We start from the raw sequence: 24,923 nt of genomic DNA, 5'->3' as shown, positions 1-24,923 counted from the left end.
TCAAGGCCGAGGCGCGCTCACGCTCTCCTGCATCGCCTTCAGCACGAGGAGCACGCGCCGCATCACCTCGAGCCCCGCCTCGTACGACATCGGCCGCGCCTGCAGGGTCGCCTCGAACATCGGCTCGAGCTCCGCCGCGCGCTCGACCACGTCCGCCGCCCCGCCATAGGGGCCGTACGCGAGCGCGAGCAGCGTCTCCACGCCGACGGAGACCCCACGCGTAAAAGCCTCCCGATGCGGCGGCGAGCCCGGGAGGCCCCGGCCCTGCATCGCCGCGGCCGCCTCGCGCATCTCCTCGGCGGCGAGGCCCGCCCCCGCCCGCTCGCCCTCGGGCACCTCTTCGAGCGTGCGCGCGAAGAGCCGCAGGAGCAGCTCCATGTCGGCGTCGCCCGGCGGCATGGGGCCGACCTGGGCGCGGCGCAGGTCGATGCCAAAATCCTCCAATGGCTCGGCGAACCGAAGAGGCGCGACGTAGATCCCGCTCGGCGGAGATTCCTGCAATGCCTCCTGCCGGATCTGGCGGACGAGCGGCAGAGACGCGGGCGGCGCGTCGTCCCGCACGACGACCACACACCCGCCGAGCAGGAGCAGGAGCAGGCCCCCGCAAAGCGCCCCACGCACCATGGCTGCCGCGGCTGCAAACCACGCGCCGGTGACGCCGCGCCGCCGTTCTGTTAAGCCGGAGCGCATGAAGCTCACGCAGACGTCGCTCGCCCTCGCCGCCCTCGCCCTCGGGCTCCTGCCGCTCGCCGTCGGCTGCGAGAAGGACGCGCCCGCGCCCTCCCCCGCGGCGTCGGCCGAGCCGGAGGGCGTGATGGCCCCGAAGCCGATGGAGGTCGTTCCCGCGAGCCCGCCCAAGGTCGACCACGGCCCGCTGCCGGTGCCCGCCATGTCCGCCGCCGACCTGCCCCCCGATCCGGCCCCCTCGGCCGCCGCCAAGGCCCCCGGGACGGCCACGGCTGGCGCGGCGAAGGGCACGGCGCCCACGGATCCCGCGTCGGTCCGGGTCGCGCCGCGCACCTCGCCCGGCCCCATGGCCCCGCGCACCGCCGCCACCGAGTGACCCGGACGCACGGCCGCGGACGTCGACGGCACGAAGGGGGCTCCCTCGGGCGTGAACCTGTGGCAGGATCGTTCACGGTTCGAGGGAAAGGTTCATGAACGACAGCGCGCGCCGCGAGCAGATCCTGGAGGCCGCCGATCGACTGCTGCGGCATTACGGTCCTCAGAAGACCACGGTGGCGGACGTGGCGCGGGAGGCCGGCGTGGGCGTGGGGACGGTGTACCTCGAGTTCCCGTCGAAAGAGGCGATCGTCGAGGAGCTGTCGCGCTCGAGGTACGAGGTCGTGCTCGCGTCGATGCGGGAGGCTGTGAAGGCGGACGGTCGCTCGTATGGCGAGCGTCTCGTGGGCGCGCTCGACGCGCGGCTGCGGGCGTATTTCACGCAGGCGAACGGCGGGGCGCACGCGTGTGACCTCTTCCATTGCGGCAGCCCTGCCGTGAAGAGCGCGTCCGAGCGATTTTACCAGGAAGAACACGCGCTGCTCGTGGACCTGCTCCGCCAGGGGACGGAGGCGGGCGAGCTCGACGTCGCCGCCCCGGAGCTCGCGGCGCGGGTGATCCTGCGGGCCTACAAGAGCTTCACGCCGCCGTGGATCTTCATGGAGGCGCGGGACGAGGTGGAGAAGCTGTCCGCGGCGATGCACGCGATCGTGCTCGGGGGCGTGCTCGGGCGGCGGTGAAGGGGATGGGACCTGCGTGGGCGGTCACGCCTCGTCGATGCGCCGCGTGCTCTTCCCCGGGATCTGTTCGCCTCTTTGTTGGGCCAGGAGCTCGTCACGGATTTTCAGCAGGGGTTCGAGGTGGTATTCGTAGAACTCCTCCATGGAGCTCTGCGTCGCCCTCGCTTCTTCGAGCCCTCGCTCGAGCTCGGCGATGAGCGGTAAAAGCACGGCGAGCCCCTCCTCGGGGTTCTCGTCGTAGCGACAGCAATCCGCGAAATACCAGGTCATCACGCATTCTATGTACTTGTCCGAGAAGCCGAGGCGAATTACATCGTTCCACGCCTGGCGGCACACCTCGAAGGGGGGGTGATGGGCGTCTGCCACCCTCAGGATGTATTCAGCGATGCGTCGCCTCGTCTCGCGCACGTCCCATTCATCGTCGCCTGCGCGGGCCACGAACTCCGCCTCGAGCCGGCGGAACGCGTCGACGGCCTCGGTGAAGCTCAGCTTTTCCTTCAGCGCATCGAGGAAGAGACGGTCGCCGGCTTTGCAGAAGGCCAGCTCATCTCCTACCATCTCTCGGCTGGATCCCAGCTCATCGTTCATTTACATCTCTCCCATTTGGACATCATGACCCCGTCGGGCCATTTGCCCTCGTTACGACATTTGTCGAGGCAAGTCACGCATATTGAATGTTTCCACCTACCCCCGTCTCTGCTTTGTCGACGTGAGTCGAGGCAGTCGTTCAGGGGCTCTTGACACGGGTCATCATCCCTCTTCTGCACCGTCTTCGCGATCTCCCCGGTCATCTCCACCGCAGCGGCCAGCACGAGGACGGTCGTGCCCACGTCGATGATGACGTCGGCGAGCGCGACAACCACGACCACGGCCACCGCGGGGTGGCCGACGAGCCCAGGCTCGTCCGGCCCCTGCCCGTTCGTTTTCGCGGCCGATTCAGGTAAACGCAGCTCGCGCACCCGGAGGAGCTCTTCCGGCACCGTCATGCCTCGCAATGCGATCCGCATGCATATCGCGAGCTCCGGATGGGGCACGCCTTTGCCCTTCACCTCCACCACGCGGCCCTCTTCGTCGACCTTCACCGTGGTGTCGAACGTGTAATAGCCGGTTCCAAGCTCGCCGCCGAGCTCGTCGATACACGCGCGCACACGCTCGGCGGTGGCGGCGGGGACACGCGGGCGGTCGTCCGCGCGGTGGCGGATCGTGGCCGCGCAGCCGAGCGGGACGAGCGCCAGCATCGCGCAGCCGAGGAGTCCGAACGAGAAGAGCGTTCGTACACCGCTGCGCTTCGAGCTCGCCCTGGCGCTCACGGGGTTCCGTCTTCTTTCGGGGAGCTGCGGCGCGCCTCGTCGATGCGCCGCGTCCTTCTCCCCGGGATCTGCTCGCCTCTTTGTTGGGCCAGGAGATCGTCACGGATGTCGCCAAGGCGCTCGAGCTCTTCTTCGTAGAACTCCGTGAATTGCTGCGCCGCCTTGGCTTCGTCGAGGCCGCGCGCGAGCTTGGCGAGCAGGGGTTCGAGCACCGCGAGCCCCTCCGCGGGCTGCTCGTCGTACGCGCAGCAGTCCGCGTAAAATCCTGTCACCGTGCATTCTTTCTCGATATTCGTGAACCCGAGCCGAATGAGATCGTTCCATGCCTCGCGGCAGACCTCGAAGGGTGGGTGCTTCCCATGCGCTAGCGCGAGGATCGTTTCGGCGATGCGCCGCTTGATCTCGAGCGCACCCCATGCGCTGTCGGCCATGCGCGCCACGAAATCCGCCTCGAGACGACGGTGGTCGTCGACGACCTCGTCGAAGGTACGGGTCCGCTTCAACGATCGGACCAAGAGGGCGTCGCTCGCCTTCGCGAACTCCCAGAATACCTGGTCGACTCTTTCCTCTTCCGTGCTCATGTTCGTCCTACCGCGGCCATCCGGGCAACCAATACTCGCAAGAGCCGTAGCCGCGCGTCAGCCGAACCTTTTTGGGCCACTCCTTCGTCTTCGTCCCCGTGCACTTCAACCAGCACATCCTGCACCTCGTTTCTCCATGTACGCTGCCCGGTCTGTCCGCCAGCGGCTTTTCCAGGCAAGCGTTCACGTGCTTTTGACACGGGTCGTCGTCGTCATCGTCCTCCTTCCGCACCGTCTTCGCGATCTCCCCGCTCATCTCCACCGCAGCGGCCAGCACGATCACGGTCGTGCCCACTTCGATGAAGACGTCGGCGAGCGCGACCGCCACGATTACGGCCACCGCGGGGTGGCCGACGAGCCCAGGCTCGTCCGGCGCCTGCCCGTTCGTTTTCGCGGCCGGCTCGGGCACGCGTAGCGCGCGCACCCGAAGGAGCTCTTCCGGGACCGTCATGCTTCGCAACGCGATCCGCATGCATATCGCGAGCTCCGGATGGGGCACGCCTTTGCCCTTCACCTCCACCACGCGGCCCTCTTCGTCGACCTTCACCGTGGTGTCGAACGTGTAATAGCCGGTTCCAAGCTCGCCGCCGAGCTCGTCGATACACGCGCGCACACGCTCCGCGGTGGCGACGGGGACACGCATCCGCTGCCACCAAACGACGCGCCTCCGAGGCGCGCGGAGGGTGAAGGGCAGGTTTTCGACAGACCCCAAGGTCTCGTGCACGCGTCTCCAGGTCTCGCCCACGGGTGGTGGGGTAAATCCCCCAGTCCGCCCGCTCGCCGCGCCCTAAAAGGGCCCACTTTTTCGCGGGCCCTCCGGGTCTACCTCGGTGGGGCTGGCCCCTGCCCGATCGACCTGTTCAGCGACGGTGGACATGAGGGACCTTCCGGAAGGGGATCGGCTTCGGGCGGAGACCCGGATCGACGAGCGGGTACTTCGGCCGTCGATCCGGATGGCGCCCGGTTCTCTCCTCGCTCGGGCGCTCGTCCGGCGAGCCCTCCCCCATCGGCTGGTCGGCGTTGTCGTTCGCAGGGGGCGGAGCGTTCTTCTTCGTCTTCATTGCGTCCTCCGGTCGAAATGGTCCGAAGTCGCGACGAAAGCCCTACCCACTGCCCGCGCATTGCGCTAATACACGGGTGCATACCGCGGCGAGGGCTTTCGTCGCGCGTCGCTCAAAGCGACGGAGAAGGCCGGGGAGTTGGCAGCTCCCCGGCCTTCTCGCTTTGGCGAGCAGCCCGCACCGTAGCTCCATCCCGCGACGGCACAAGGGAAGCACTTTAATCGTGCAACAATCGCTAAACGTGCACGAACGTGGAACGTCGTAGCCCGCGACGAACGCCGCGGAACCGCGTGACGTAGGACATTATGCGTCCTACCTGCGCCACAAACGTGCGCGCGATTCATGCACGTTATGCTATTCTCGTCCCATCACTTGAACCGCTCCGATGGGTCGGAAGCCGCGAGATCGCGGTCCGACGCCGGAGCGCTGGCGAGGGGACCGTGGCGAACGTCCTGGATCCGGAGAAGCGTCTCCGCGTGCTTGCTGCTTTGGTCGACGGCAACTCCGAGCGCGCCGTCGAGCGGATGACCGACGTGGATCGGAAGACGATCCGCCGCCTAGCGCTCGCGTTCGGGCGGGGCGCGCAGAGCCTCCACAACCGCCTCGCGCGGGACCTCCGGTGCTCGCTCATCCAGTGCGACGAGATCTGGTCCTACGTCGGGAAGAAGCAGGCCCGCGTGACCGCGGATGACGCGCCAGGGATCGGCGAGGCGTACACGTTCGTCGCGCTCGACGCGTCGAGCCGGTTCGTGATCTCGTGGCACGTCGGGAAGCGCGACGAGCAGACCGCGCGGGAGTTCATGGCCGACGTCCGCGCCCGGCTCGCCGTGATGCCCATGGTCGCGACGGACGGGTTCGCGCCCTACGTGGCCGCCGTGGGCGCGTCCTTCGGGCCCGGCGTCGACTACGCGATGATGTCGAAGAACTACACGAGCAAGCGGCGCGCGGACGGGCAGCGGGGCGATCACCGCTACGAGCCGCCTCGCGACCCCTTCATCACGAAGAAGGTCGTCTTCGGGGCGCCCGACATGGGCAAGGTCTCGACGGCGTACGTCGAGCGCCAGAACGCGACGATGCGGCACACGATCGGGCGACTCCGCCGGCTCTGCTACGCGTTCAGCAAGAAGGCCGAGAACCACCGCGCCGCGATCTCGCTCTGCTACGCGTACTACAACCTCTGCCACGTGGTCTCGACGCTCCGCGTGACCCCGGCGATGGCCGCGGGCGTCACGGATCACGTCTGGTCGCTGGAGGAGTTCATGCAGGCGATCCTCTCAGCCGCGCCCGTCGAGCGCCCCGAGACGAAGCCCCTCGCGCCGCGCGTGCCCGAGGGCCCGGCTCGGGAGCTGCCGAACGGGCGCGGGTTCCTTCGCGTGGTCGACGGCGGGAAGGCCAAGCCGAGCGAGGCTCCGCGTGCTCCTACGCCGCCTGCCGCGCCCCCGGCGAGGGTCGGGACGGGGGAAGCTCCGCGCGAGCCGCTACCGCCACCGGGGACGCAGCTTGACCTGTTCGCGTGGCGCCCCCGGAGCGGGCAGTTGACGCTGTTCCCGGACGGGTAGGCGTGGTATCGGTATTGCAAAGGTGCTTGCTATGACTACCAAACCGAACACTATCGACACCGCGCGTTTCCGTTTCTACTTGTGCTCGGAAGTAATCACCCAGCGCTTGATGGCTGAGTGTCTTCAATCTCGATTGCGTATTCAGGGAAATACTTCGCCGCAAACACCTCCACCAGGCGCCGAACCTCCGCTTTCTCTTCCGGCTCAAGCGGTGCAACGCTCGTAATCGGTAGCATCGCGCCGCCCGACGCAGCCGCGACGGCGTTTACCGCCAGACGGCTGGACGCACGCAAGCCGTGTCCAAATGTCTCTAGAGACGTGCGGTACGTGTCGACTACCGCGAGAGCGGTGCGCTCGTTGAAATCGCAACCGTTCAATGCCTTGCCTTTGATACCAATCCTCATACACCGTCGTATACGAGCAATGCGTTCTCAGCCGCAATCCGGAGCGTATGCACCGGGGGCGAGCGTTCACGCGTGACGGGCTAGCAGGGGAGGAAGCCGCCGGATCGCGGCGTAGGCGGGTCGGACCTGGACGGGGGAGCAGGGCGCCCGGGGGATAGGCGCCCCTTCGGTCACGTAGACGGCGTAGCGGCGTCGATCCGGGCTTCCAGTTCGCGGATGCCGCGGAGGATCTCACGACGCAGGAAGGCGCGGGCGTGGACGCGTTGCGACGGCGCGGCCGTAGCATCCTCGACCAACGCCCGGAGGCTCGCGACGACGGGGCGCAGCGTGCCCGCGTAGGCCGCCAGCGCGGCCGGGTCGGTGGTCTCGACGGGCGCTCGAAGGCGAGCCCGATCCCGAACACGCGACCGGCTCACGCTGCCCTCCCGATGACCGGCGTGGTCACGACGAGCTTGCCGCCGAGAAGCACCTCGACCGCGACGCCCGCGGCCGATGCGATGCGGATCGCGAGCGTGCCCGTGGGCGAGCTCTTCGGGTTCGCGGCGCGGCGGAGCGTACTCGCCGGGATGCCGGTCTTCAGGGAGAGCGCGCGGAAGCTCCCGAAGGCGCGGCGGAGCTTGCGGATCGCGACGCGCACGTGGCGCGCCTCCTCCGCGGAGAGCATGAGCGCGCCCGAGCGGCGGCGCTTTGGTTCGGGCGTCTCGGGTTCGGCGGGGCAGTGGGGGTCGTTCTCTTGGCCGTATGAACCGGGCCATGACAGATCGTGCATGGGCGTGACCTCGTGCGAGCGTGGTTGCGTCAAGTCGCCCCGGTGGTGTGGATAGCGCCATCGGGGCGGCGCCTTTTCAGGCCCCCGAAGCGTAGCTCCGAGATCGCGCTAGTGCGTCAAAAGGGCCCAGTCTTATCTAAAGAGGCCCACCACCCGCCCACGCGTCTCCAGGTCTCGCCCACACGTCTCCAAGGTGAGCGAACGAACCCCGAAGGTCTCGCCCACGCGTCTCCAGGTCTCGCCCACGGGTAGTGGGGCATGTATCCCACTCGCGGTTCAAAGTGCCTCACTTTTCCAGGTCCGGAAAGAGGCTCATCTGGATCGGGGGCCGGGGCTTCGGACGCCACGACAAGAGGTCAAGCTGTCCAGTCGGATCGGCGACGGGCTCGACGCGCGCGGCGACGGGTGCCGGGGTAACCGGGGGCGGCTCGAAGTGATGACGCTGCGCCGTCCCCTTCCCGCCGTCGACCACACGGAGGAAGCCACGGCCGTTCGGCAACTCCCGCGCCGGGCCTTCGGGCACGCGCGGCGCGAGGGGCTTCTTCTCGGGGCGGTCGGTCGGCGCAGCGTCCAGAAGCGCGCCGAGCAGTTCTTCCAACGACCACACGTGATCCGTGATGCCAACGGCCATGGCCGGCGTCACTCGAAGCGAGGAGACGACATGACAGAAGTTGTAATAGACGTAGGACAACGCAATCGCAGCGCGGTGATTCTCGGGGCGCTTGCTGAACGCGTAGCAGAGCCGGCGCATGCGGCCGATGACGTGCCGCATGGTGGCGTTTTGCCGCTCGATGTAGGCGGTAGAGGTCTTCGCCATGTCGGGCGCGCCGAAGACGGGCTTCTTCGTGATGAAGGGCTCACGGGGCGGCTCGTAGCGGTGATCATCGTCGCGGCGTCGCTTCCCGCTGTAATTCTTCGACATCTGTGCGTAATCGACGCCGGGCCCGAAGGACGCGCCGATGGCGGTCACGTAGGGCGCGAAGCCGTCCGTGGCGACCATGGGCATCACGACCAGGCGCGCGCGCACGTCGGTCATGAAGGCGCGGGCGCTCTGCTCGTCGCGCTTCCCCACGAACCACGAGATCACGAACCGGCTCGACGCATCGAGCGCCACGAACGTGTACGCCTCGCCGATGCCGGGCGCGTCCTCCGCGGTCACGCGGGCCTGCTTCTTCCCGACGTAGCTCCACACCTCATCGCATTGGATGAGCGAGCACCGGAGGTCGCGCGCGAGCCGGTTGTGCAGGCTCACGGCGCCCTCTCCGAGGGCAAGGACGAGCTTCCGGATGGTCCGGGTGTGGACGTCGGTCATACGCGAGACGGCGCGCTCGGAGTTGCCGTCTACCAGCGCGGCGAAGACACGAAGACGCTTCTCGTCGGAAAGGACGTTCGCCATCGGGCACCGGCCCCGGCGACGGTCTATCGGGCGCCCCGTCGCACCCTCCCCGCGTCGCCGTTGACTGGTAGAAAGTACCACGAGAGAGGCCGAAAACGTGGAGAATCGACGCTCCGATCGGACACTGAATGTCCTAGCGTTTCCGCTTAGCACCCTTCTTCTTCGGACCGGGCTTTGACGGACTAATGTCGGTGGGCTGGACGTGGCGCGGCCCTTCCGAGTTCGTTTCGAGTGGCCGCGAAGCCGTCACCGCAACCGCCGTTTCCTCTTTGGCCACCGACGGGGCGTTGGCCGTTTCCTCATTCGATTGTGGCGCCGAGAAAGCCAACACTTCATCCCCGCTGCCAATTGCGCGCTCAACCGGCGGCAGGGCTGGGCGCACGGTTGCCGCTTCAGACATCGGCAATATCATTTGTCGATAGGTATGCTGATGCTCAAGCACACGTTTAACGAAGACCTCGGTCTTCAGCCCAGATGGCGTCATCGACTGCTCTTGCCTGACTTCGCATCGAATCACGTCGTCCTTGACAAAGCTAACGTCGTGATTGTTTACGCGTCGCAAAAAGTCAGCATCTTCGATTGTGACCGCAATGGTGCTTTGACCATCGGACACGCGCCACTTGTTGCCGTCTTTGAACGTAACAGATACAATGGTGTATGCCTGCTTAAATTCGCTTATGTTGATTGGCTTCGATGTGGTATCAACCGCGTCGGGAGGGCTAAACACTCCGCGTTCGTCTTTTGCGACCTGCTCAACGACCACGCCGTCAGCCGTCTTGGCCACGAACGAGTCGATCCCATCCCGATTCAGAGGCGACATCACGGCAGCCAGCGCGCGACGGACCCCAAGGTCATTGAAGACCATAGCCAATGGGCGCGAAATAATTATCTCGTCGCCCTCTACGATAAGACGCGCCCCGTTGTCGTTCAGCAACTCTACCCGTTGCACCGCTCGGCCACGCAGCCATTTAATTAGCTTAAGAAGTCCCAGCGGGGCCCCAATTGCGAAGCCAAGTATTTCGATTAGGTTGGCCGCACTAGATGCCGCGTCGCCTGCGAACAGCGACACGATCTTGGATGCCCACGTCTGAACAACCTGGATACCGACGTCGAACGAGCCGCGCTTGACGTCGTGTCGTATCCGAAGCTGTATTGCTCTGTCCGGCCCATTGAGAACCTTATTGGCTCCGTCGAATAGGTCCGACAGCGCCAATAATGCTGGCGCCAAGTCGCGAACATCCATGGTGCCGGATTGGAGCGCGTCTCCATCGTACGCAATGCGGATGGTGGCTTCGCTGGCAACCGCGCTCATGGTCAAGTCTCCTTGACGCCCGGATATCAGAAAAGTCTTGACATGTCCACAGCGACGCTAGGCCGGTCTCGTATCTGAGGCCGCTTCATCGTGACGCGGCTGTTCTTGTGCCGCCTCGGACTCTGCGATGGATCGGGAGGTGGGTGTGATCAGGCGGGCGCCACGGGCGCAGCGGCGTCGATCCGGGCTTCAAGCTCCCGGATCCCGCGCAGCAACTCCCGACGCAGGAACGAGCGCGCGTGGACGCGCTGCGACGGCGCCGCGGTCGCATCTTCGGCGAGGGCCCGAAGGCTCGCGACGACGGGGCGCAGCTCGCCCGCGTAGGCCGCCAGCGCGGCCGGGTCGGTGGTCTCGACGGGCGCACGAAGGCGCTCGCGTTCCCTCACACGGGAGCGCTTCATGCTGCCCTCCCGATGACCGGCGTGGTCACGACGAGCTTGCCGCCGAGAAGGACCTCGACCGCGACGCCAGCGGCGGACGCGATGCGGATCGCGAGCGTGCCCGTGGGCGAACTCTTCGGGTTCGCGGCGCGGCGGAGCGTGCTCGCCGGGATCCCGGTCATCGCGGAGATCGCGCGGAAGCTCCCGAAGGCGCGGCGGAGCTTGCGGACGGCGACGCGGACGTGGCGCGCTTCCTCCGTGGAGAGCATGAGCGCGCCCGACTTGCGGCGGCGCGGCGTCTCAGGTTCGGGCGGGCAGGGCGGATCGTTCTCTTGGCCGTACGAGCCGGGCCAGTCTAGATCGTGCATGGGCGTTCCTCCGTGTATGCGGCGGTGCGTCAAGTCGCCTCGGAGGTGCTTGCTACACCTTCGGGGCGGCGCCTTTTCAGGCCAGCCCATCCTACGGCATCACGCTCGCGTATTCGTCAAACTGCCTCACTTTGGGGCAAAGTGCCTCACCACCCGCCCACGCGTCTCCAGGTCTCGCCCAGGCGTCTCCAAGGTGAGCGAACGAACCCCGAAGGTCTCGCCCACGCGTCTCCAGGTCTCGCCCACGCGTCTCCAGGTCTCGCGCGCGCGACCTCCACCTCGCGCGCGCGCAACCTCCGAACGCGACGGCCTCCCCCCGCGCCGTGCGCTCACGCACAAACGGAACGACCAAGCGCCGGTTCGAACTCCGCTCGCCTGCGCCGGAGCCGATCGATCATCACGTTCGGGATCCGCGACGCCGCCGCGATGGCCTTGTCGAGCTGGCGCATGGCCCGCTCACGCTGGCCGAGGCGCGAGGCGTGGAGCGCTCGCGCCTCCAGCACCTCGATGTGCTCCTGCCCCACGCTCGCCCGCGCCGAGCGCGCCTCGAGCGCCTCCCACGCCGCCTCGACCTCCGCCCGGCCCGCCTCGAAGTCGTCCCCCGTCGCGAGCTCGATCATCGCGCATAACACGTCCTCCGAGGGCGACATCTCCGCGGCGCCCCCCCGAAGCCCAGAGGCGATCGCCCGCGCCGTCCGCGCGTCGCCGCGCCCGAGCGCGATCCGCGCGTCGAGCAAGGCGAGCATCGCCGGGCGCACGCAGCCCGACCGCCGCGCCGCAATGGCGAGCGCCGCGCGAATCATGGGCTCGGCCGCCTCGACGTCGTCCATCCAGTACAGGTGCTCCGCCAGGTTGTAATGCCCCGCGATCTCGAGCGTCGGCTGGCCGAGCTCACGCCCGAGCGCGCTCGTGCGCTCGAAGTCCTCGATCATCCCCTCCCGATCCCCACGAATGGCCCGGACCATCGCGCGCGTGTTCCACGCAGCGCCGAGGTGCAAGAGGTCCCCCCGCTCCTCGCAGCGACGAATGACCTCGTCGAGCAACGCCGCCGCCTCGTCCACCCGGCTCAGCAATGGCAAAAGGTACCCGAGGAGGAGGTGCGCAATGACATAGGTCTCGTATCCCTCGTCGCCGAGGCCCTGGGCGAATTCGGCCGCCCGCGCGAGCTCGTCGGCCGCCTCCTCCTCGCGCTCGGCCCGCAGCGCCGATCGCCCGATGCCGAGCAAGAGCCTCGCGCCGAGCAGCGGCGTGCGCCCGTCCTCGCCCAGATCGACGTCCCGCGCGGCGAGCACGCGCCGCTCGGCCTCGCGATACTCGCCCATCCAGTCGAGCACCATGGCCTCGTCGAGGAGCAATTCGACGACGAGGAGGATCTGCCCGCGCTTCGCGGCCCCTTCCCGCGCACGCGTGAGGTCGGTGAGCGCGTCGTGATAACGGCCGAGCCGGAACCGCGTGAGGCCCCGGCCCCGCTGCGCGAGCGTCGGCAATTCACCCCAGAGCGCCTCCGCCTTGCCATAACATCGCTCGGCGTCGAGGTAATCCTTGCGGGCCGCCGATTGCTCGGCCGAGGCCAGGTAAAACGAGGCCGCGCGCGGCGCGGCGCCGCCACGCTCGAAATGCTCCGCCAGGACGAGCGGATCACCCTCGCCCTTCTCGTCCAGCCACTCGGCCGCGAGGTGATGGCCGAGCGCGCGATCCTCGTCCGTGAGCATCGCATACGCGCCCTCGCGCCAGAGCGCCTGGCGAAATGCATATTGAGGCTCCCCCAGGAACCGGCTCTCGCGCTGGCGGATCACGATCTCGTGGGTGACGAGGGCCGAGAGATCCCGCGCGACGGCCTCGTCGTCCTCACCCGCCAAACGCGTGACGGCGCCACGCCAGAAGACCTCGCCGAGGATACTCGCGGCGCGCAAGGTGCGGCGCGCGCTCGGCTCCAGGCGCTCGAGGCGCGATTGCACCATGGCCACGACCGTCCCAGGCGGGCTGCCGCCGCGACCCTCGGCCTCGGCGCGGATGAGCTCCTCCAGGAAAAACGGGTGCCCCTCGGAGGACACGACGAGGCGCTGCTCGAGCTCGGGCCGGAGCTCGCCGAGCGCGTGGCGCACGAGGCGAACACACGCCCGCGGCGAGAGCTGCCGGAGGCGGACGTCCTGCCGGCCGCGGCTCGACCAGAGGCCAGGGAAGAGCTCGTCGATCTCGGGGCGCGCCGAGGCGACGAGGAAGATCGGCTCGAACGCGAGGCCCTCGAGCGCCGCGTCGAGCGCGAGCAAGGAGGCACGATCACCCCAGTGCACGTCCTCGAGCAGGAGCACGAGCGGTTTGTCCGCGCACTCGGCGCGCAGGAAATCACGCAGCGCGCGCTGCATCTGCTCGCCGCAGAGCTCGGGGTCCTGGCGCGCGGCGCGCAGCGGCAAGTCCTCGTCGTCGGGGAAGGGCACGCCCATGAGCTCGCCGAGGAAATGCGCGACGCGGCGGCGATCCCGCTCGGGTACAGAACACGCGACGCGGGCGAAGAGCAGCTCGCGGCGGCGCGCGAGCGGCTCGCCGCCCCGGATGCCCGAGGCGCCCCGCAGGACCTCGGCGAGCAGGCCAAAGCTCGACGCGACACGTAGAGGATCCCCGCGGCCGAACCAGATCTCGGCCGGCTCGATCGCGGCCCGCTGCCGCTCGACGAACTCGTGGAGCAGGCGCGACTTGCCGATGCCGGCGGGCCCGGAGACGACGACGACACGCGCCGCAGGCTCGTTCTTGCAGGCGCCGAAGGTGAGGTCGAAGAGGCCGAGCTCGTGCTCGCGACCGACACAAGGCGTGGCCTTGCCGAGCAGCGGCCGCGAGACCTCGAAGCTGGCGCGCTCGCCGAGCAGCGCGAAGCCGCCGCCCTCGAGCGCCTCCACGTCGAAGCGCGCGTCGAGCAGGCCCGCCGTGGTCTCGTCGAGGGCGATACGCGCCTCGTCGCCGCCGTCGTGCAGGAGCCGCGCGGCGCGGTCGATGGCCTCGCCGACGGGCACGCCACGCGCGCGCTCGCCGAAGCCCGCGGCGACGGCCATGGCAGCGCCGGGCGCGCGCTCCCAGAGCGCGAGGGCGCAGCGGGCGACGTGGGCCGCGACGTCGGTGGGCACGCGTGTCCTGTCGATGACGACGGCGGCCGTGCCGTCGGCGAAGACCTCGAGGTGGCCCCCGAAGCGCTCGGCGATCGCGCTGAGATCGTCGGTCGGCGAGGTGCAGGCGAGCGTGGCCGCGGGAGGAGGGTAGCTGCGGCGCTGGGGCTCCCTGCGGCCGCGGAGCACGACCCCGAGGAACCTGCGCTCGCACGCGCCGAGCGTGGAGCGGGGCGCGGAGGAGCGCGGCGCCTCCGAGATGGGGGGCTCGAGGTCCTTCTCGCCGGCGAGCGCGAGCGCGACGGCCGCGCCGTCTGGGGGCCTCCCGGCCGGGTCCTTGGCGAGCATGCGGGCGACGAACCCGTCGAGCCACGAGGGCACGGCGGGCGCGCGCTCGCCGAGGCGCGGCGCGTCTTCGAAGATGATCTTGGCGAGGACGGCGATCGTGTGATCGGCGCGGAAGGGCGGCGCGCCGGTGATGCATTCGAAGAGGAGGCAGCCGAGGGAGAAGACGTCGGCGCTCGCCTTGACGACGCTGCCGCTGCGGACCTGCTCGGGCGCCATGTAGCTCGGCGTGCCGATGACGGTGCCGGTCTGGGTGATGCGCGAGGCCTCGCCGCAGTGGGCGATGCCGAAGTCGAGGATACGCGGCTCGGAGGTGGAGCCGTTCACGAGGAAGACGTTCTGCGGCTTGAGGTCGCGGTGCACGACGCCGGCCTCGTGGGCCACGGAGAGGGCCTCGGCGATGCGCTGGCCGAGCGCGACGGCCTCGCGGACGGTGAGCGGGCCTCGGGCGAGCCTGCGGCCGAGGTCCTCGCCCTCGAGCCATTCCATCACGAGCAGCGGGCTCGTCTCGTCGGACGTGTCGTATGCGACGTAGCGGACGATGCCGGGGTGGGAGAGGCGCTCGAGGATCTGCGCCTCGCGGCGGAAACGCTCGAGGCTCTCGGGGGAGACGTTGACGAGGATCTTCGCCGCGACGACGTGATCGGTCAGGAGATCGATGGCGCGAAAGATCTCGCCCATCCCTCCTGCATTGACGCGCGCCTCGACGCGGAAGCGCCCACCGAGCACCTCTCCCGGCCGCACGAGAGGAAGCCTAACCCTCGGATTTCCCGCGTCCAGGGACCCTCGGAAAAGAAACGACAATCGATATCCGACCGGGTCGGATGAAAATGGCGAGGAGGTGGGGCCGGGCGCCCGGAACGGAGCGCGCCGTGGGGAGGGAGATGGCGGTTTGGCCTGGTGTCAGGGCAATGCGGTGGTGATCACGAGCTGGGTCGTCATCACGCTCTTGCCGGGCCTCTCGAAGCAGGACGGGTAATACTGTCCCGTGCCTTTCAGCTTCTGGCACACCATCGAGCAAGGACCCACGATGTCGATGATGCCGCACTGCTCGATCGACCCGTCCTTGCGCCGGTGCCCCGTGGCGCATTCGCGCTTCCAGGCGCGTGAATGGGCGACGTTGTGGCCGTGGAAGCAGGCCTTGACGAACGGCTTGGGCGCCCAGAGGTTGCCCCAGAACGCGCCTTCGACGTGCGGGAACGCGGCGATCTCCGCGCTGCCGGTGAGGGATTCGAGGGGCTCCGCGGCCGATCGTAGTGAAATGGTGACCGGCACCTCGTAATAATTGACGCGGGCCGCGAGGCAGGCGGTCACCATCCGCTGGCCATGCTCGTCGAGCGGCCCCGTGGCCCAGCCCGGCGCGAGGCCGATCTGGCCGTGATACGTCTCCTCGTGGACGAGGACCTCGTCATCGTCGTCATCGTCGTCATCGTCGTCATCGTCGTCGTCATCGCCCCCCGCGCTCTCGGTCCAGGCGAACGAAAAGCTCTGCGACGGGTCGAATGCGCAGCCGATGGCATATTTCAAGAAGGCGCGGGCCAGGGCGCCGTCGGACCCCGGATCCCGAAGGGAGGCGAGGGCCGCGGGGTCGAGCGTGTTCAGCGCGAGTCCGTTCAGGGCAAGCCCATTGAGCGCGAGCGAATTCAGCGCGAGCGAGTTCGCCGCCAGCATGTTCCCCTGTACGAGCGCGACCTCGGCCTCGACGACGTCATCGGAGCCTTCGTCGACGCCCGTCGTGCAGCCGAGGACAGGGACCAGAGTCAAGAGCGCCATCCTCGTCCAGCAAGCTCGCATATTGCACCTCCAAGAAATGGGGTCCTCGCCCGCGTGGTTCGCCCGGGGACGGAGCCCAGCGCGTGAGCACGGTGAGGTCTCGGGGTACGATGAGGCAAGGCTGGAAAGCGTTGCGCCGCAGCGCGGGCGGAAGGTGGTCAAGGCAGCGCGGTCGTGACGAGCATCTGCGTGCTGCCTTTCCCTGCCTTGCGGGGTTGGTCGATGCAGCTTTGATAATAGGGGTCACCCTTCTGCGTGGAGCAGAACGTGTCGCAGGGCCCCACGATGTCGATCATGCCGCACTCCTCGATCGTGCCGTCATTGCGCAGGTGTCCGGCCGCGCAGTCGCGGGCGAAGGCGCGGGAGTTCGCGACGTTCTCGCGCTTGTAGCAGGCGTAGATGGCGGGCGAGGAGCCCCAGAGGTTGCCCCAGAAGGCGCCCTCGATGTGGGGAAACTGGCTGAGCTCCGGGGCCGGGGCCAGATGGAGGGGCGGCACGGCCGAGCGCATGGAGATGAGGACGGGGACCTCGTAATAATTGACGCGAGCGACCACGCAGGCGCTCACCATGCGCTGCCCGAAGTAATCGAGCGCGGTCGTGGCCCATTCGGGCGCGAGGCCGAGCTCGCCGTGGTACGTCTCCTCGTGGACCAGGCCCGCCGCGTCGGTGAAGCTGAAGCTCAGGCTCTGCGACACATCAAAAGCGCAACCGATGGCATACCGGAGGAACGCGCGCGCGAGCGCGCCCTGGCTGCCCGGATCCTGGATCGCCGCGAGCGATTGTGAATCCATCGAGTTCAACGCGAGCGAGTTCAGCGCGAGCGAGTTCAGCGCGAGCGAGTTCAACGCGAGCGAGTTCGAGGAGAGCTTGTTGCCCTCCACGAGCGGGGTCCTGGCCTCGAGGACCTCCTCGGAGACGTCACGCACGTCCCCGACGCAGCCGGATAAAAAAAACGCCCATGACCCGAGCATCCATCGCCAAGCGCGCATACGACCCCTCTCGAAGGTGCGTCATTCCCGCGGGTGGCGCGACGATGGCTCATCCAGGTCGGACCGCCGACGGGTTCGTGCTTGGATGAGAGGCGCCCGCAACGCGTTGCGCGCTCCGAGCATCGGCCCGGTCGCGGCTGGAAACGGCGATGGATGGACGGAATGGGCGGGGAGAGGGCCCGTTCAGGGCAGCGCGGTCGTGACGACGTGCTCGGTCGTGGTGGGATCTTGCGTCCCGGGGTTCACGAGGCAGGTCGGGTGAGCCCCCGTCTCGCTGCTCACCGGCTCGCAGACGTCGCTGCAGGGGCCGACGATGTCGATCATGCCGCACTCCGTGATGGAGCTGTCGGGGTTGAGCTGGCCCGCGGCGCAGACGCGCTGATGGGCGCGGGAGTTCGCGACCGTGTCGCCGTTGTAACAGGCGTAGAGGTGGGGCGTGTCCGCCCAGAGGTTGCCCCAGAACGCGCCCTCGACGTTCGGGTAGGCCTGAAGCTCGGCCGGGTCGACGATCTTCAATGGAGCCTCGGGGCCACGCATCGAGATGGTGACGTGCACGCCGTACATGTTCGTGAGCCCGGCCAAGCACGCGCTCACCTTGCGCTGGCCGTTCAGGCTGAGGGGGCCGTTCGCCCACTCCGGCTCGAGCCCGAGCACGCCCGGATAACTCTCGGGATGCTCGACCTCCTCCGCGTCGGCCCAGGTGAAGTCGAACGACTGGTCCGACGCGAGCGAGCAGCTCACGGCGTACTTGACGAACTCACGGGCGAGGTCGCCGTTCGGGCCGGGATCGCGGATCGCCGAGAGCGAATTCGGGTCGAGCCCGTTCATATTGAGCGCGTTCATGTTGAGCGCGTTCATGTTGAGCGCGTTCATGTTGAGCGCGTTCATGTTGAGGGCATTCATGATCTCGATGGCGCCCGCCGCCTCCGCGACCTCCCCCTCCGGACCCACTTCCGCGGTGCACCCCGCCAGCGCCGCCGCCAGAACCACGAGCCGAGTCCCTCGACTGAGAACACGCATGGTAGACCTCCGCTCCTGCAGCAAAAAAACGATGAAGCCGAAAGATGCAGGGTTTCCGGACATTCCGTTATTTGTATATGGTATTCAAAACCGAAGCAAGAGGAAAAACGCCGTGGACGATTGAGCGAACGTTGCTCAACATGCGCAAGGTCGGCTCGGTTTTCCACGAGCGCCGCGTCGTCAAGCGCGCGTTCGCCGTATTCGTATACAGCGATTCCCTGACGGAACTTTCAAAAAGAAAACAAAAAGAGAGCGCGCTCGCCCTCAGGACGTCGTGGCATCGAGCGCACGCCGAAGCCGCACCATCATGACGTTCGGGACCCGCGAGGCCACGTCGAGGGCCGCCCGGAGCCGCCGCGCAGCTTCGTCACGGCGGCCCCGGCGCAGCGCCGTGAGCGCCCGCGCCTCGAGGACCTCGATGCGCTCCTGACCCACCGAACACCGCGCCGATCGCTCCTCGAGCTCGTCCCAGCGCTCGTCCGGCGCGTCGATCGTCGCGAGCTCGACCATGGAGCAGAGGACCTCCTCGGACGGCGCGAGGATCTCGGCCCCCTGCGCCCGCGCCTCGACCTGCGCAGAACGAATGGCCCGGACCACCGCCGCAGCGCTCGCCTCGTCGCCACGGTAAACGGCGATGCGGGCCTCGAGCAATTGGACGATCGCAGGGTGCGCCCCAATCTTGGGCCGGGTGAACAAGGCCGCAGCGGAGCGGATGCACGGCTCGGCGGCAGCCAGATCGTCCATCAGATAAAGATATTCAGCCAGATTGTAATGCCCCACGAGCTCCAGCGCCGGGTGCCCGATCTCGTGCCCGATCGCGATCGTTCGCTCGAGATCGGCGATGAGCCCGGCTCGATCGCCGATACAACCCCGGATGAGCCCCCGGTTGGCGAGCGCAGCGCCGAGGTGCAGGAGGTCGGCGCGCACCTCGCAGCCATGAATGACCTCGTCGAGCACCGAGGCCGCCTCCTCGAGCCGACCGAGGCCCGGCAAGATGAACCCGAGCAAGAGGAGCGCGATCGTCCGGGTCTCGTAGCCCTCCTCCCCGAGCTCGGCCGCCTTCTCCTCGGCACCCGCGAGCGCCCGCGCCGCCTCCTCCTTGCGATCGGCGCGGTGCCAGGTCCGGCCGAGCCCGAGCAAGAGGCGCGCGTCGACGAGCGGCGAGCTGCCCTCCACGTACCGCGCCTGCGCCGCGAGGACGCGCTCCTCGGCGCGCTTCACGTCGCCCATCCAGTCGAAGACCATGGCCTCGTCGAGCAAGAGCTCGACCTGCAGGAGGACGTCCCCCGCGGCCTCGGCCTGCTCCGCCGCCGCCGCGAGCTCGGTCACGGCGTCCTGATGCTGGCCCCGCCGGAACCGCGCGAGGCCACGCGCGCGCCGCGCCACGGCAGGCAGGCCCGAGAGCAGCTCGTCGGCGCGGGCGAACCAGCGCTCGGCGTCCTGGTAGTTGCGCCGCGCGCTCGCCTGCTCCGCGCCGCGGATGTACATCGTGCCCGCGCGCTCGAAGAGGCCGCCGCGCTCGAAGTGGTTCGCGAGGACGAGCGGATCGGACTCGCCCGCGCGCTCGAGCCACTCGCCCGCCAGCCGATGGCCGAGCTCGCGATCGTCGTCCGTGAGCAGCGCATACGCGCCTTCGCGCAGGAGCGCGTGGCGGAACGCGAACTCCTCGTCGCCCGGGAAACGGCTCTCCCGATGCCGCAGGCAGATCTCGCCCGCGACGAGCGCGACGAGCGCATCACTGCCAGGCTCGCCCTCGCCGATCATCTGCACGACGGCGCCTCGCCAGAAGACCTCGCCGAGGATACTCGCCGCGCGCAGCGCTCTCCGCGCCCGCGGCTCGAGCCGCTCGAGGCGCGTCTGCACCATCGCCACGATCGTGCCCGGCAAGGTCTCGCCGAGCGAGCCCTCGGACGCCGCGCGCACGAGCTCTTCCAGGAAAAACGGGTGCCCCTCGGAGAGCGCCACGAGCCGCTCGACGAGCGGCGCCGCCGCCGCGTCGCCGAGCACCTTGCGCGCGAGCCGCGCGCTCGCCTTCGCGGAGAGGTGCTTCAGGCGGATCTCCTGACGACCACACTCGACCCAGAGCTGCGGGAAGATCTGCTCGACCTCGGGGCGCGCGGTGGCGACGAGCAGGAGGGGCTCGTCCGCGAGCTCGCGCAGCGCAGCCTCGAGCGCAGAGACGGAGGCGCGATCGCCCCAGTGCACGTCCTCGACGATGATCAGCGCAGGGCGCTCGGCGCAAAGAGCGCGCAGAAAATCACGAAATGCGCGTCGTATCTGTTCGCCGCAGAGCTCGGGGTCCTGGCGCGCGGCGCGCAGCGGCAGGCTGTCCTCGTCGGGAAACGGGATGCCCGAGAGCTCGCCGAGGAACTCGGTCACGCGGCGCAGATCCCGCTCGGGGACATAACGCGCGACGAAGGCCTCGAGGCGCTCGCGCCGGACCTCGATCGGCTCGCCGCCCTTCACCTCGGCCGCGCGCCAGAGCACGTCGGCGAGCAGGCCGAAGGTGGAGCCCGCGCGCTGCAGATCGCCGCGCCCCCAGAGCAGCTCGACCGGCGTCGCCGCGCGCTTGCGCCGCTCGATGAACTCGTGGACGAGGCGCGACTTGCCGATGCCCGCCGAGCCCGTGATCACCACGGCGATCGCCGCGGGCTCCCGCTCGGCGTGGGCCAGGCTCTGCTCGAGCAACGCGAGCTCGTTCTCGCGACCGACACACGGCGTGATCCTGCCGAGAAGCGGGCGGAACGCCTCGGCCGCGACACGCTCGCCGCGCAGCTCGAGGCCGCCGGGCGCGAGGTCCACGAGGTCGAAGCGGCTGTCGAGCAGGCCCGCCGTGGTCTCATCGATCGCCACGCGTGGCCCCGGGATCGAGCCCTCCATGCGCAAGAGCCAGAGCGCGCGCTCGATCGCCTCGCCGACCGGCAAGCCGCGCCCGAGCTCGCACCAGCCGGTGGTCACGGCGATCGGCGCGCCCGGGAAGTGCTCGCGCAGCGCGAGCGCGCAACGCGCGACCTGCGCGGCGATGTCGGTGGGCACGCTCGTGTGATCCAGGATCACGACGGCCGTGCCGTCGGCGAGCAGCTCGAGGTGCGCGCCGAACCTCGTCACCACCGAGCGCATCGTGTCGGGCGTGGAGACCGCGAGCGTCTTCGACGTCGAGGTGACGAGCGGCGCAGCCGCGAGCTTGCCGAGCAGCACGACGCCGAGGAAGCGCCGCTCGCGCTTGCCGAGCGAGCGTGGCGGCGCGCTCTCCTCGAGCCCTTCTCCGTCGAGCGCCTCGGCCTCGAGCGCGCGCGAGAGCATCGCGCCGTCGCGCGGCCTGCGCGCGGGCTCCTTCGAGAGCATACGCGTGACGAGATCGTCGAGCCACGGAGGCACGACGACGCCGAGCTCGAAGAGGCGCGGCGCCTCCTCGAAGATGACCTTGGCGAGCACCGCGACGAAGTGATCCCCCTGGAACGGCGGCCTGCCCGAGAGGCACTCGAAGAGCACGCATCCGAGGGAGAACACGTCGGCCGATGCGTCGACCACGCCGCCGCTGCGCGCCTGCTCGGGCGCGATGTAGCTCGGCGTGCCCATCATCGTGCCGGTGGCGGTGATGCGGGCGCTGCCGCCGAAAAACGCGATGCCGAAATCGAGGACCTTCGGCGAATCGATTCGCCCTCCGACGAGGAAGACATTGCCGGGCTTGAGGTCGCGGTGGACGATGCCCTGCGCGTGCGCGGCCCCGAGCGCCTCGGCCACGCGCTTGGCGAGGAGGATCGTCTCGGGGACCGTGAGGTGCTCGCGCGCGAGCCTTTGCGCGAGGTCCTCGCCTTCGAGCCACTCCATCACCAGGAATGGTTGTCCGTCGGAGGCCACGTCGTACGCGACGTACCGGACGATGCTCGGGTGCGAGAGCCGCGCGAGGGCCCGGCCTTCCCGCTCGAAGCGCGACACCGTCTCGGGCGACGTGTCGTTCAGGACCTTCGCGGCGACGATCTCGCCCGTGGACAGGTCCGTGGCGCGGTAGACCTGCCCCATGCCGCCGCCCCCGACCTGGGCGTCGATGCGGAATCGCTGCGCGAGGACCTGGCCGACTCTCATCCCGAGGGCGGATGGCCGAAACCGCTGTCCGACGAGGTCCCGTTTGCCCGCACCGCGCCGAGCATACGCCCCTGGAGAGCGCGGATCATCTTCTCCGAGGCCCCCGACGAGCAGGAAATCGACGTCGGTGACCACGTCTCCCAAGCCTCCCCACGGCGACCGGGTGCCCTAACGTCACGTCCCCCCGTTGACGGAGCGATGAACGGATTTATGGTTCGTTCACGCCTCGGGCCATCGGGCCGGCGACGCCGACCGTGGCGAGGCGCTCTTTCCTGAGTTCCCAAGGAGTCCCACGATGACGACGCTCCGCGACGGGGCCCGTGTGCCCTCTTCTCCGTTTCCCGTGCTTCCGCTCCGCAACGGGGTGCTCTTTCCCGGCGCGGTGATCGCTCTCCCCATCGGCCGCGAGCGCTCGGTCGCGCTCGTCCGGACCCTCGCCAAGGGTGACGTGATCGGCGTCCTCACGCAGAAGGACCGCAACGTCGCGGACCCGTCGGAGGCCGAGCTCTATCGCCTCGGCACGTTCGCCCGCGTGGTGGAGACGGGGAGGCTGCCGAGCGGGGACATGAAGCTCGTCCTCGAGGGCGTGGGCCGCATGCGCCTCTCCAGCCTCGTTCGGCGGGACCCGTTCTGGCTCGCCGAGGGCGAGGTCGCCGCGGAGACGGGCGAGGCGAGCGAGGAGGCCAAGCTCTTCGCGCGGGCGCTCTTCGATCAGGTGCGCGAGCTCGGCCGCGGGATCGAGAATTCGGTCGACGCCTCGCTCGCCGAGGAGGATCCGGGGCTCTTCGCGGATCGGGTCTCGGCGTTGCTCGGGCTGACGTCGGACAAGGACATGCGCGTGCTCGAGGCGCTCGACGTGGTGGAGCGGCTGCGGATCGTGGCGGGCTTCGTCATCGAGCAGAAATCGCTCTCCGAGGTGAAGCGCAAGATCGAGCAGGACGTGCGCCGCGAGATCGGCAATCACCAGCGCGAGGCGATCCTGCGCGAGCAGCTCAAGGCCATCAAGAAGGAGCTCGGCGAGGACGGCGAGCGCGACGAGACGGGTAAGCTGCGCGAGCGGCTGGAGAAGGCGGTCTTGCCCGAGGAGGTCCGGGCCGTCGCCAAGCGCGAGCTCGAGCGGCTCGAGGCGCTCAACCCGCAGCAGGCCGAATACAACGTGATCCGGACGTACCTCGACTGGATCGCGGAGCTGCCGTGGAGCCACCGCGCGGACGCGAAGGACGACATCGACGCGGTGGGCGAGAAGCTCGACGAGGACCATTACGGTCTCGGCGACGTGAAGCGCCGGATCCTGGAGCACATCGCGGTCCTCAAATTGAAGGGCACGACGAGGGGGAGCATCCTCTGCCTCGCGGGCCCGCCCGGGGTCGGCAAGACGTCGATCGGGCAATCGATCGCGGACGCGACGGGCCGGCCGTTCGTGCGGATCGCGCTCGGCGGCGTGCGCGACGAGGCGGAGATCCGCGGGCATCGGCGCACGTACGTGGCGGCCTTGCCGGGGCGGATCGTCCACGCGATGAAGAAGGCGAAGGTGAAGAACCCGGTCGTCCTCCTGGACGAGATCGACAAACTCGCGGTGGGCTGGGCGGGCAACCCCGAGGCGGCGCTGCTCGAGGTGCTGGATCCGGAACAAAACAAGACGTTCCAGGACCATTACCTGGAGCTGCCGTTCGACCTGTCCGAGGTGCTCTTCGTGTGCACGGCGAACGATCTCTCCACGCTCTCGGCGCCGCTGCGGGATCGGCTGGAGATCATCGAGGTCCCCGGGTACACGCCGGACGAGAAGGCGCACATCGCGCGCAGGCATCTGATCCCGAAGCAGCTCGCGGCGCACGGGATCCCGGAGGGCACGCTCACGATCACGGACGACGCGCTCCGGGCGATCGTCCGCGATTACACGCGAGAGGCGGGCGTCAGGCAGCTCGAACGAGAAATCAAGAAGCTCTGCCGCGCGCTCTCCCTCGAAGTGGCGCGAGCGAAGGAGGAGAAGCCCCATCTGCACGTGGAGGAGAGCGACCTCGGGAGGTATCTCGGCAAGGTGAAATTCTTCGCGGAGGTGGCGGAGCGGACGGCGACGCCGGGGGTGGCGACGGGAATGGCCTGGACGCCGGTGGGCGGGGACATCCTGTTCATCGAGACGAGCCGGATGCCGGGCCGAGGGCGCGTGGAGATCACGGGGCAGCTCGGCGACGTGATGAAAGAATCGGCGAAGGCGGCGCTCTCGTACGTGAAGAGCCACGCGTCGGCGCTCGGCGTGGATACGTCGAAGCTCGAGGAGGAGGACCTGCACATCCACGTCCCCGCGGGCGCCGTGCCCAAGGACGGGCCGAGCGCGGGCGTGACGATGTTCACGGCGTTGACGTCGCTGCTCTCGTCGCGGCGGGTGCGGAGCGACACGGCCATGACCGGCGAATGCACGCTGCGCGGGCGCGTCCTTCCCGTCGGCGGGATCAAGGCCAAGGTGATGGCCGCGCACCGCGCCGGCATCAAGCGGGTCATCCTGCCGCAAAAAAACGCGCGTGACGTCGACGAGGTGCCGGAGGAGGTGCGGACCTCGCTGGAGCTCGTGTTCGCCGAGGACATGAGCCAGGTGATCGCCGCGGCGCTGGAGGAGCGGCCGTCCGAAGAGGAGACCGTCCCGCTCGGCAACGACGAGACGACCGGCGGCGAAGCGCAGGCCGTTCACTGAAGTTCGACGCGCCGCGGCGAGGTCTTGGCGGGGGTCGCCAA

23 protein-coding genes are annotated in these 24,923 nt (G+C 68.8%); 5 read left to right on the top strand and 18 right to left on the bottom strand.

Annotation, left to right across the window (positions count from 1 at the left end; all coding sequences use genetic code 11):
• The gene (locus tag GF068_RS28265; protein WP_153822597.1) at positions 1 to 699 is read right to left on the bottom strand and encodes a hypothetical protein; all 699 of its coding nucleotides are present in this window, start codon (positions 697 to 699) and stop codon (positions 1 to 3) included.
• Between GF068_RS28265 and GF068_RS28260 the strand changes: the two genes are divergently transcribed.
• Positions 689 to 1,063, top strand: coding sequence for a hypothetical protein (locus GF068_RS28260; RefSeq protein ID WP_153822596.1), 375 nt, complete (start codon positions 689 to 691; stop codon positions 1,061 to 1,063). The two genes, GF068_RS28265 and GF068_RS28260, sit on opposite strands and share 11 nt — an antisense overlap.
• A 94-nt stretch (positions 1,064 to 1,157) precedes the next feature.
• The gene (locus GF068_RS28255) at positions 1,158 to 1,742 is read left to right on the top strand and encodes a TetR/AcrR family transcriptional regulator (RefSeq protein ID WP_153822595.1); all 585 of its coding nucleotides are present in this window, start codon (positions 1,158 to 1,160) and stop codon (positions 1,740 to 1,742) included.
• Positions 1,743 to 1,766: 24 nt separating this feature from the next.
• On the opposite strand, the gene GF068_RS28250 is transcribed toward GF068_RS28255, so the two are convergent.
• The 5 genes from GF068_RS28250 to GF068_RS28230 all read right to left on the bottom strand — a co-directional run bounded on the left by GF068_RS28250 (position 1,767) and on the right by GF068_RS28230 (position 4,694).
• A complete protein-coding gene (locus tag GF068_RS28250; RefSeq protein WP_153822594.1) occupies positions 1,767 to 2,300 on the bottom strand; it encodes a hypothetical protein in 534 nt (177 codons plus the stop codon).
• Between the two features lie 26 nt (positions 2,301 to 2,326).
• Complete coding sequence (locus tag GF068_RS28245; protein WP_153822593.1) at positions 2,327 to 3,052, bottom strand: hypothetical protein; 726 nt, start codon at positions 3,050 to 3,052, stop codon at positions 2,327 to 2,329.
• Positions 3,049 to 3,633, bottom strand: a complete 585-nt coding sequence (locus GF068_RS28240; protein ID WP_153822592.1) for a hypothetical protein — start codon at positions 3,631 to 3,633, stop codon at positions 3,049 to 3,051. Before GF068_RS28240 ends, GF068_RS28245 begins: the two co-directional genes overlap by 4 nt.
• 7 nt (positions 3,634 to 3,640) lie before the next feature.
• The gene (locus GF068_RS28235; protein ID WP_153822591.1) at positions 3,641 to 4,276 is read right to left on the bottom strand and encodes a hypothetical protein; all 636 of its coding nucleotides are present in this window, start codon (positions 4,274 to 4,276) and stop codon (positions 3,641 to 3,643) included.
• A gap of 217 nt (positions 4,277 to 4,493) precedes the next feature.
• On the bottom strand, positions 4,494 to 4,694 hold the full coding sequence (locus tag GF068_RS28230) for a hypothetical protein (RefSeq protein ID WP_153822590.1): 201 nt from the start codon (positions 4,692 to 4,694) through the stop codon (positions 4,494 to 4,496).
• Between the two features lie 440 nt (positions 4,695 to 5,134).
• Here GF068_RS28230 and GF068_RS28225 point away from each other — a divergent pair, with 440 nt between their 5' ends.
• On the top strand, positions 5,135 to 6,253 hold the full coding sequence (locus GF068_RS28225; RefSeq protein WP_338046603.1) for a transposase: 1,119 nt from the start codon (positions 5,135 to 5,137) through the stop codon (positions 6,251 to 6,253).
• A gap of 95 nt (positions 6,254 to 6,348) precedes the next feature.
• On the opposite strand, the gene GF068_RS28220 is transcribed toward GF068_RS28225, so the two are convergent.
• The 11 genes from GF068_RS28220 to GF068_RS28170 all read right to left on the bottom strand — a co-directional run bounded on the left by GF068_RS28220 (position 6,349) and on the right by GF068_RS28170 (position 18,107).
• Entirely contained in the window at positions 6,349 to 6,657 is a 309-nt protein-coding gene (locus tag GF068_RS28220; RefSeq protein ID WP_153822589.1) for a hypothetical protein, read from the bottom strand.
• A 170-nt stretch (positions 6,658 to 6,827) separates the two neighbouring features.
• The gene (locus GF068_RS28215) at positions 6,828 to 7,073 is read right to left on the bottom strand and encodes a hypothetical protein (protein ID WP_153822588.1); all 246 of its coding nucleotides are present in this window, start codon (positions 7,071 to 7,073) and stop codon (positions 6,828 to 6,830) included.
• The gene (locus tag GF068_RS28210; protein ID WP_153822587.1) at positions 7,070 to 7,426 is read right to left on the bottom strand and encodes a helix-turn-helix domain-containing protein; all 357 of its coding nucleotides are present in this window, start codon (positions 7,424 to 7,426) and stop codon (positions 7,070 to 7,072) included. Before GF068_RS28210 ends, GF068_RS28215 begins: the two co-directional genes overlap by 4 nt.
• Before the next feature lie 286 nt (positions 7,427 to 7,712).
• Positions 7,713 to 8,822, bottom strand: coding sequence for a transposase (locus GF068_RS28205; protein WP_153822586.1), 1,110 nt, complete (start codon positions 8,820 to 8,822; stop codon positions 7,713 to 7,715).
• Between the two features lie 133 nt (positions 8,823 to 8,955).
• The gene (locus GF068_RS28200) at positions 8,956 to 10,134 is read right to left on the bottom strand and encodes an LAPAL motif-containing putative phage structural protein (protein ID WP_153822585.1); all 1,179 of its coding nucleotides are present in this window, start codon (positions 10,132 to 10,134) and stop codon (positions 8,956 to 8,958) included.
• A gap of 149 nt (positions 10,135 to 10,283) precedes the next feature.
• Entirely contained in the window at positions 10,284 to 10,535 is a 252-nt protein-coding gene (locus GF068_RS28195) for a hypothetical protein (RefSeq protein WP_153822584.1), read from the bottom strand.
• Positions 10,532 to 10,882, bottom strand: coding sequence for a helix-turn-helix domain-containing protein (locus GF068_RS28190; RefSeq protein ID WP_153822583.1), 351 nt, complete (start codon positions 10,880 to 10,882; stop codon positions 10,532 to 10,534). Before GF068_RS28190 ends, GF068_RS28195 begins: the two co-directional genes overlap by 4 nt.
• A 329-nt stretch (positions 10,883 to 11,211) precedes the next feature.
• Complete coding sequence (locus GF068_RS28185; RefSeq protein WP_338046602.1) at positions 11,212 to 15,069, bottom strand: serine/threonine-protein kinase; 3,858 nt, start codon at positions 15,067 to 15,069, stop codon at positions 11,212 to 11,214.
• A gap of 159 nt (positions 15,070 to 15,228) precedes the next feature.
• On the bottom strand, positions 15,229 to 16,089 hold the full coding sequence (locus tag GF068_RS28180) for a hypothetical protein (protein ID WP_240807528.1): 861 nt from the start codon (positions 16,087 to 16,089) through the stop codon (positions 15,229 to 15,231).
• A gap of 167 nt (positions 16,090 to 16,256) precedes the next feature.
• Positions 16,257 to 17,087 carry a hypothetical protein gene (locus tag GF068_RS28175; RefSeq protein ID WP_153822581.1) on the bottom strand — a complete coding sequence of 277 codons (831 nt, stop codon included), beginning with the start codon at positions 17,085 to 17,087 and terminating at the stop codon, positions 16,257 to 16,259.
• A 183-nt stretch (positions 17,088 to 17,270) separates the two neighbouring features.
• A complete protein-coding gene (locus GF068_RS28170; RefSeq protein WP_240807527.1) occupies positions 17,271 to 18,107 on the bottom strand; it encodes a hypothetical protein in 837 nt (278 codons plus the stop codon).
• A gap of 44 nt (positions 18,108 to 18,151) precedes the next feature.
• Here GF068_RS28170 and GF068_RS28165 point away from each other — a divergent pair, with 44 nt between their 5' ends.
• The gene (locus GF068_RS28165) at positions 18,152 to 18,418 is read left to right on the top strand and encodes a hypothetical protein (RefSeq protein ID WP_153822580.1); all 267 of its coding nucleotides are present in this window, start codon (positions 18,152 to 18,154) and stop codon (positions 18,416 to 18,418) included.
• Here the strand turns inward: GF068_RS28165 and GF068_RS28160 are convergent.
• On the bottom strand, positions 18,372 to 22,193 hold the full coding sequence (locus GF068_RS28160) for a serine/threonine-protein kinase (protein WP_153822579.1): 3,822 nt from the start codon (positions 22,191 to 22,193) through the stop codon (positions 18,372 to 18,374). The genes GF068_RS28165 and GF068_RS28160 overlap by 47 nt on opposite strands.
• 295 nt (positions 22,194 to 22,488) lie before the next feature.
• Between GF068_RS28160 and lon the strand changes: the two genes are divergently transcribed.
• Positions 22,489 to 24,882 (top strand): endopeptidase La, encoded by a 2,394-nt coding sequence (gene lon, locus GF068_RS28155; protein WP_153822578.1) that lies wholly within the window; start codon positions 22,489 to 22,491, stop codon positions 24,880 to 24,882.
• The last annotated feature ends 41 nt before the right edge of the window (positions 24,883 to 24,923 follow it).

It is taken from the genome of Polyangium spumosum (genome assembly GCF_009649845.1).
In the GTDB taxonomy this organism is placed as follows: Bacteria; Myxococcota_A; Polyangia; order Polyangiales; family Polyangiaceae; genus Polyangium; species Polyangium spumosum.
Note: the sequence above shows the minus strand (reverse complement) of the source record. Positions and strands in the feature narration are given on the sequence as shown.

Bases quoted from the DNA above. Each gene is read 5' to 3' on its own strand.
- GF068_RS28260 (WP_153822596.1), top strand. From the start codon at position 689: ATGAAGCTCACGCAGACGTCGCTCGCCCTCGCCGCCCTCGCCCTCGGG.
- GF068_RS28255 (WP_153822595.1), top strand. From the start codon at position 1,158: ATGAACGACAGCGCGCGCCGCGAGCAGATCCTGGAGGCCGCCGATCGA.
- GF068_RS28250 (WP_153822594.1), bottom strand. From the start codon at position 2,300: ATGGTAGGAGATGAGCTGGCCTTCTGCAAAGCCGGCGACCGTCTCTTC.
- GF068_RS28240 (WP_153822592.1), bottom strand. From the start codon at position 3,633: ATGAGCACGGAAGAGGAAAGAGTCGACCAGGTATTCTGGGAGTTCGCG.
- GF068_RS28235 (WP_153822591.1), bottom strand. From the start codon at position 4,276: ATGCGTGTCCCCGTCGCCACCGCGGAGCGTGTGCGCGCGTGTATCGAC.
- GF068_RS28230 (WP_153822590.1), bottom strand. From the start codon at position 4,694: ATGAAGACGAAGAAGAACGCTCCGCCCCCTGCGAACGACAACGCCGAC.
- GF068_RS28220 (WP_153822589.1), bottom strand. From the start codon at position 6,657: ATGAGGATTGGTATCAAAGGCAAGGCATTGAACGGTTGCGATTTCAAC.
- GF068_RS28210 (WP_153822587.1), bottom strand. From the start codon at position 7,426: ATGCACGATCTGTCATGGCCCGGTTCATACGGCCAAGAGAACGACCCC.
- GF068_RS28205 (WP_153822586.1), bottom strand. From the start codon at position 8,822: ATGGCGAACGTCCTTTCCGACGAGAAGCGTCTTCGTGTCTTCGCCGCG.
- GF068_RS28200 (WP_153822585.1), bottom strand. From the start codon at position 10,134: ATGAGCGCGGTTGCCAGCGAAGCCACCATCCGCATTGCGTACGATGGA.
- GF068_RS28195 (WP_153822584.1), bottom strand. From the start codon at position 10,535: ATGAAGCGCTCCCGTGTGAGGGAACGCGAGCGCCTTCGTGCGCCCGTC.
- GF068_RS28190 (WP_153822583.1), bottom strand. From the start codon at position 10,882: ATGCACGATCTAGACTGGCCCGGCTCGTACGGCCAAGAGAACGATCCG.
- GF068_RS28175 (WP_153822581.1), bottom strand. From the start codon at position 17,087: ATGCGCGCTTGGCGATGGATGCTCGGGTCATGGGCGTTTTTTTTATCC.
- GF068_RS28170 (WP_240807527.1), bottom strand. From the start codon at position 18,107: ATGCGTGTTCTCAGTCGAGGGACTCGGCTCGTGGTTCTGGCGGCGGCG.
- GF068_RS28165 (WP_153822580.1), top strand. From the start codon at position 18,152: ATGCAGGGTTTCCGGACATTCCGTTATTTGTATATGGTATTCAAAACC.
- GF068_RS28160 (WP_153822579.1), bottom strand. From the start codon at position 22,193: ATGAGAGTCGGCCAGGTCCTCGCGCAGCGATTCCGCATCGACGCCCAG.
- lon (WP_153822578.1), top strand. From the start codon at position 22,489: ATGACGACGCTCCGCGACGGGGCCCGTGTGCCCTCTTCTCCGTTTCCC.